This is a genomic window from Qipengyuania huizhouensis, assembly GCF_019711635.1.
Lineage (GTDB): Bacteria > Pseudomonadota > Alphaproteobacteria > Sphingomonadales > Sphingomonadaceae > Qipengyuania > Qipengyuania huizhouensis.
The window spans coordinates 487670-494279 of record NZ_JAIGNT010000001.1; the positions used below are offsets into that span (position 1 = coordinate 487670).

The 6610-nt window shown below is 63.0% G+C and carries 5 protein-coding genes; 3 read left to right on the forward strand and 2 right to left on the reverse strand.

Annotated elements, in window-relative coordinates:
- The first annotated feature begins 118 nt into the window (after positions 1-118).
- Complete coding sequence (acnA, locus tag K3180_RS02370; protein WP_221538037.1) at positions 119-2794, forward strand: aconitate hydratase AcnA; 2676 nt, start codon at positions 119-121, stop codon at positions 2792-2794.
- A gap of 61 nt (positions 2795-2855) precedes the next feature.
- On the opposite strand, the gene ruvB is transcribed toward acnA, so the two are convergent.
- On the reverse strand, positions 2856-3881 hold the full coding sequence (ruvB, locus tag K3180_RS02375; protein WP_221538038.1) for a Holliday junction branch migration DNA helicase RuvB: 1026 nt from the start codon (positions 3879-3881) through the stop codon (positions 2856-2858).
- A 493-nt stretch (positions 3882-4374) separates the two neighbouring features.
- Between ruvB and K3180_RS02380 the strand changes: the two genes are divergently transcribed.
- A complete protein-coding gene (locus K3180_RS02380; protein WP_221538039.1) occupies positions 4375-4710 on the forward strand; it encodes a GIY-YIG nuclease family protein in 336 nt (111 codons plus the stop codon).
- A 38-nt stretch (positions 4711-4748) separates the two neighbouring features.
- Here K3180_RS02380 and ruvA read toward each other — a convergent pair whose 3' ends face one another.
- Positions 4749-5348: a Holliday junction branch migration protein RuvA gene (gene ruvA / locus K3180_RS02385; RefSeq protein ID WP_221538040.1), complete on the reverse strand. Its 600-nt coding sequence runs from the start codon at positions 5346-5348 to the stop codon at positions 4749-4751.
- A gap of 95 nt (positions 5349-5443) precedes the next feature.
- Here ruvA and aroC point away from each other — a divergent pair, with 95 nt between their 5' ends.
- On the forward strand, positions 5444-6511 hold the full coding sequence (gene aroC / locus K3180_RS02390) for a chorismate synthase (protein ID WP_221538041.1): 1068 nt from the start codon (positions 5444-5446) through the stop codon (positions 6509-6511).
- The last annotated feature ends 99 nt before the right edge of the window (positions 6512-6610 follow it).

Genomic DNA, 6610 nt, shown 5'->3' on the forward strand with positions numbered 1-6610 from the left:
CGTTTCCGGAAGGCGGCGACCCTTGATTTTTTGCCCGCCACAGCGCACAGGCGCGGCACATTTGGCCGCCCTGCCCATTGGTGGTGTGACGGCTCCAGAAAGAAAGGATTTCTCCCGCATGACCCAGGTCGGCCAGGACACGCTCGGAACACGCTCCACCCTCACAGTCAACGGCAAGGAATATGCCTATTATTCCTTCGACAAGGCGGCCGAGAAAATCGGCGACGTTTCGAGACTTCCCTTCAGCCTGAAGGTCCTGCTGGAAAACATGCTGCGTTTCGAGGATGGCGGGTTCACCGTTTCCACCGACGATGCGCAAGCGATCGCCGACTGGCAGAAAGACCCCAAGACCGGCAAGGAAATCCAGTACCGCCCCGCGCGCGTACTGCTGCAGGATTTCACCGGCGTGCCCTGCGTGGTCGACCTTGCCGCCATGCGCGATGCGATCAGCAAGCTTGGCGGGGATACCGCCAAGATCAACCCGCAGGTTCCGGTGAACCTGGTGATCGACCACTCGGTCATGGTCGACGAATTCGGCCACCCCAAGGCCTTCGAAAAGAACGTCGAGCTTGAATATGCCCGCAATGCCGAGCGCTACGACTTCCTCAAATGGGGTTCGAAGAGTTTCCGCAACTTCTCCGCCGTGCCTCCGGGCACCGGCATCTGCCACCAGGTGAACCTCGAATACATCGGCAAGGGTGTGTGGAGCAGCGAAGACGATAAAGGCCAGCTGATCGCCTATCCCGACACCTGCGTCGGCACCGACAGCCACACCACCATGATCAACGGCCTCGGCGTGCTGGGCTGGGGCGTCGGCGGGATCGAAGCCGAAGCCGCCATGCTCGGCCAGCCGATCTCGATGCTGATCCCCGAAGTGGTCGGCTTCAAGCTGACCGGCGCGATGGCCGAAGGCGTGACCGCGACCGACCTCGTGCTGACCTGCGTGCAGATGCTGCGCGAAGTGGGCGTGGTTGGCCGTTTCGTCGAATTCTACGGCGAAGGCGTTGCCAATCTCACGCTTGCCGACCGTGCGACGATCGCCAACATGGCCCCCGAATACGGCGCGACCTGCGGCTTTTTCGGCATCGACGACAAGACGCTGGATTACATGCGCCTGACGGGCCGCGACGAGGAAACCATCGCGCTGGTCGAAGCCTATTCGAAAGAGCAGGGCATGTGGTTCACGCCGGAGAACGAACCGGTATTCACCAAGACGCTCGAACTCGACCTGTCGAAGGTCGTCCCTAGCCTCGCCGGACCCAAGCGCCCTCAGGACCGCGTCGCGCTGCCGCAGGTGGACGAGCTGTTCAACACCGATCTCAAATCGGTCTACAAGAAGGACGCGCCGGTTCGCGTCGCCGTCGAAGGCAAGGACCATGACGTCGGTGACGGCGACGTGGTGATTGCCGCAATCACGAGCTGCACCAACACCTCCAACCCGGACGTGCTGATCGCAGCGGGCCTCGTCGCCAAGAAGGCGCACGAGAAAGGCCTCAAGCCCAAGCCTTGGGTGAAGACCAGCCTTGCGCCCGGATCGCAGGTCGTCACCGACTATCTCGTGAAATCGGGCCTGCAGGACGATCTCGATGCCATGGGCTTTGACCTCGTCGGCTATGGCTGCACCACCTGCATCGGCAATTCGGGCCCGCTTGCCCCGCCCATCAGCAAGGCGATCAACGGCAACGATATCGTCGCCGCCAGCGTGCTTTCGGGCAACCGCAATTTCGAAGGCCGCGTATCGCCCGACGTGCGGGCCAACTTCCTCGCCTCGCCGCCGCTTGTGGTCGCCTATTCGATCCTCGGCACTGTGACGAAAGACATTACCGAGACCCCGCTTGGGCAGGACCAGGACGGCAAGGACGTGATGCTGGCCGATGTCTGGCCGACGAACGACGAAATCGCGCAGCACCGCGCTGCCAATATCGACCGCGAAATGTTCACCAGCCGCTATGCCGACGTCTACAAGGGCGACGAGCACTGGCAGGCGATCAAGGTCGAAGCCAGCGACACCTATCGCTGGAACCCGACCAGCACCTATGTTGCCAGCCCGCCGTTCTTCGAAGGCATGGACATGGAACCCGCACCGGTGACCGATATCACCGATGCAAAGCCGCTCGCCATTCTCGGCGATTCGACGACCACCGATCACATCAGCCCGGCGGGTTCGATCAAGGAAGACAGCCCGGCGGGTGAATACCTCAAGAGCCACCAGGTCTCGAAGTCGGACTTCAACTCCTACGGCTCGCGCCGCGGCAACCACGAAGTGATGATGCGCGGCACCTTCGCCAATATCCGCATCAAGAACGAAATGGTCCCCGGCGTCGAAGGCGGCGAAACGCTCTACAAGGGCGAACAGATGCCGATCTACGACGCGGCGATGAAGCACAAGGAAGACGGCACGCCGCTGGTCGTGATCGCCGGCAAGGAATACGGCACCGGCTCAAGCCGCGACTGGGCAGCGAAGGGCACCATCCTGCTCGGCGTGCGCGCCGTGATCGTCGAAAGCTACGAGCGTATCCACCGCTCGAACCTGATCGGAATGGGCGTGCTGCCGCTGCAGTTCAAGGACGGCGAAACGCGCAAGAGCCTCGGCCTCGGCGCGAACGACACGTTCACGATTAAGGGCCTTGCGGACCTGACGCCGGGCCAAGATGTGGAAGTTGAAGTCACGCATGAAGACGGCTCGAAGGCCAGCTTTACCGCGCTCTGCCGCATCGATACGGCGAACGAGATGGAATATTACCGCAATGGCGGCATCCTCCACTACGTCCTGCGCAAGCTGGCTGCCGCCTGAGGCAGGGTCAGGATAACGAGAAAGGGTGGCTCCGCGAGGGGCCGCCCTTTTCGTTTGCGCCTTACTTGTCGAACATGTCCGTCTGCGGCTTACTCGGTGGGGCGATCCCCAGGTGCTCCCACCCGCCATCGTTGAGCATGCGGCCACGAGCGGTGCGGGCAATCAGGCCGAGCTGGATCAGGTAAGGCTCAATCACCTCTTCCACCGTATCGCGCGGTTCCGACAGGCCTGCGGCGAGCGTTTCCACGCCCACCGGACCGCCCTTGTAGGTGGTGGCGATCATGGTGAGATAGCGCCGGTCCATCGCATCGAGGCCCAGCCGATCGACCTCGAGCCGGGTCAGCGCCTCGTCGGCGACCCGCGTGGTAACGGTCGGTTCGCCCAGAACGCTGGCAAAGTCGCGCACGCGCCGCATCAGGCGGCCCGCGACACGCGGCGTTCCGCGCGAACGGCGGGCGATTTCGCGCGCGCCGCCCTCGTCGATTCCCATTCCCAGCAGGCCAGCGCCGCGGGTGACGACCCTGAGCAATTCGTCCTCGGTATAGAAATTGAGGCGCACCGGGATGCCGAACCGGTCGCGCAAGGGCGTGGTGAGCAGACCCTGCCGCGTGGTCGCGCCGACCAGCGTGAAGGGCGGCAGGTCGATCCGCACGCTTCGCGCTGACGGCCCCTCGCCGATGATGATGTCGAGCGCGCGGTCCTCCATCGCCGGATAGAGCACCTCCTCGACCACCGGATTGAGCCGGTGGATCTCGTCGATGAATAATACGTCGTTGGGTTCGAGATTGGTCAGCAGAGCGGCAAGGTCGCCCGCCTTGGCGATCACCGGCCCGGAAGTGGCGCGGAAGCCGACACCCAGTTCCCTGGAGACGATCTGCGCCAGCGTGGTCTTGCCGAGGCCTGGAGGTCCGAAGAACAGCACGTGGTCCATCGCCTCGCCGCGCCCGCGCGCCGCCTCGATAAACACGCGAAGGTTCTCGCGCGCTGCCTTCTGCCCGACGAATTCGGCAAGGGACTTCGGCCGCAGCGCCGCATCCGGGTCTTCCGGCTGCCGGTCAGGCGAATGGAGGGGGACGGGTTCTGTCAAGTGACGATCCCTGAAGTCAGGTCACTTCCACAACGCGAACAGGTTTTCTCGGGCCAGTGCCGCTTAGCAAGTCTGTTCTTTCTCTCGCCGCGGTCTTCGAACATGAGGGGTTTTTTGCACGACGGGCATGCCAACGAAAGCGTCTTGTAAAGAGCGAACCAAATCAGAGCTATCGGTAGGAGGAGCAACCCCTGATCGATGTCACTGAACTTGATGGGAATGCCCGAGACAAAGGCTAGCAGCCCTACCACGATCCAGAAGACAGCAATCCGATACGGAGACATCAGAAAGGACTCGTGTAGCTGCGCTGTTGTAGCTTAGCGTGGGCGGTTATTTCGGAGAGGTCCATTGCGACGCCCTCAAACGGATGATGGGTCGGCGAGTTGGATGCTGAAACGAGTTCAGCATGACTATTGGCGGTTGCGTCCGGAACGGGCCTTTTATCGTCACCCTGAACTTGTTTCAGGGTCCATTTTTCGGCTCGCCCGGAAGCATGCGGAGCGAGCGTAACCCTTGCGTCTATATCCTTGCCAGCCAGCCGCGCGGAACGCTCTATATCGGCGTTACCAGTGATCTGATGAAGCGGCTTTACGAGCACCGGAACGGTATCATGGGTGGTTTCACCACGCGCTACCACGTCCACCGGCTCGTTCACTTCGAGATGTTCGGCGACATGGAGCAGACAATCCTGCGCGAAAAGCAGTTGAAACGCTGGCATCGCCAGTGGAAGATCAATCTGGTCGAGCGGGACAATCCACATTGGGAGGACCTGGCGCTTGGGTTTGGCTTCGGGCCGCTTGTTTTGAGCGGTCGGAAAAATGGATCCTGAAACAAGTTCAGGGTGACGGGAAGGATAGGTGGTCCGGCTCATCCCGCCGCCTTCTTCAGCGCGACCCGGATCAGCTCGCCTTCGCTCGCGCCCTCGCCCAACTCGCCCTGCGCCGCCGCCACTGCGCGCGCGGCCACGGCGGGCTTGAAGCCGAGGTTCTCCAGCGCGCTCACGGCATCGGCACTTGCACCGCCCACCGGAAGCGCGGCAGCCGCCGTTCCCGTGCCCGATGCGGGCAGTGCTCCGGCCTTGTCTTTCAATTCGTTGACGATTCGCCCGGCCAGCTTCGGCCCCACGCCCTGCGCGCGCGCCACGGTGGCGGCATCGCCCCGGGCGCAGGCCTGCTGCAGCTCGCCGGTTGAAAGCGCCGAGAGGATCGCCAGCGCGACCTTGCTGCCTACGCCCTGCACCTGCGTGAGCAGGCGGAACCAGTCACGCTCCGCCGCCTCGGCGAAGCCGAGCAGCCGCATGTCGTTTTCCGAAACCTGCAGGTCGGTATAGACGGTGCAGGCTTCCCCCTCGCCCAGAGCGGCGAGCGTCTTCGACGAACAATGGACGAGATAGCCGACACCCGAGACGTCGATCACCGCCCAGTCGGCGCCGGTTTCGTCGAGCAGGCCCTTGAGCTTCGCTATCATGGGGTTTCCTTGGGCATGCTTTGTTCTTGCCCCTCAAGAAGGTTTTGGTCCAGCACGAATGGACACGCGCCCACAGTTGCGACAGACAGAAGTTCATGAGCTGGAACACATTCGGACGCGTGCTGCGCTTTACAACCTGGGGAGAAAGCCACGGAGCCGCGATAGGCGCGGTGGTCGATGGGTGCCCGCCGGGGATCGATCTGGCGGAAACCGACATTCAACCCTTCCTCGATGCGCGCAAGCCGGGACAGAACAAGTTCACCACCCAGCGCAAGGAGCCGGACGAGGTTCGCATCCTGTCGGGCGTGTTCGAGGGGAAGACCACGGGTACTCCCATCAGCCTGCTGATCGAAAACACCGATCAGCGGTCCAAGGACTATTCCGAGATCGCCAATACCTATCGCCCCGGTCATGCCGACTATGCCTATGACGCGAAATATGGGCTTAGGGACTATCGCGGTGGCGGACGCAGCAGCGCGCGCGAGACGGCGATGCGGGTGGCGGCGGGCGCGGTGGCGCGGAAGGTCATCCCTGGCGTAAGCATCCTCGCCTATGTCGCCGAAATTGGCGGCGACCGGATCGACCCAGCCAATTTCGACCGCGACGAAATTGCGCGCAATCCCTTCTGGTGTCCCGATGCAGCGGCGGCGAAACGGTGGGAAGCACTGGTCGACGATGCGCGGAAGGCCGGATCCTCGCTCGGCGCGGTGGTCGAATGCGTGGCGGAAGGCGTTCCCGCAGGCTGGGGCGCGCCGATCTATGCGAAACTCGATAGCGATCTGGCGGCTGGCATGATGAGCATCAACGCGGTCAAGGGCGTCGAGATCGGCGATGGCTTCGACGCCGCACGCCTGACCGGCGAGCAGAATGCCGATGCCATGTCACCCGGTGAGAATGGTCCGGAATTCGCCGCCAATCACGCAGGAGGTATCGCTGGCGGCATCTCGACCGGCCAGCCGGTGGTCTGCCGCGTGGCTTTCAAGCCGACCAGTTCGATCCTGACCCCGGTGGCCAGTATCGACCGGCAGGGCGAGGCGACCGAAGTCCGCACCAAGGGCCGCCACGACCCCTGCGTCGGCATCCGCGGCACGCCGGTAGTCGAGGCGATGATGGCACTGGTGCTGGCTGATCACAAGCTGCTGCACCGGGGGCAATGTGGGTAGCGGACTGTTTGCTGACGACGCCTGTGTGGACGGCTCTCCGTTGGCAAGGGATAATTTGAACTGAGCTTAGCTTGTTGAGGCGCCCATGTGTCCGGCCTT

Bases quoted from the DNA above. Each gene is read 5' to 3' on its own strand.
- acnA (WP_221538037.1), top strand. From the start codon at position 119: ATGACCCAGGTCGGCCAGGACACGCTCGGAACACGCTCCACCCTCACA.
- K3180_RS02380 (WP_221538039.1), top strand. From the start codon at position 4,375: ATGCGGAGCGAGCGTAACCCTTGCGTCTATATCCTTGCCAGCCAGCCG.
- ruvA (WP_221538040.1), bottom strand. From the start codon at position 5,348: ATGATAGCGAAGCTCAAGGGCCTGCTCGACGAAACCGGCGCCGACTGG.
- aroC (WP_221538041.1), top strand. From the start codon at position 5,444: ATGAGCTGGAACACATTCGGACGCGTGCTGCGCTTTACAACCTGGGGA.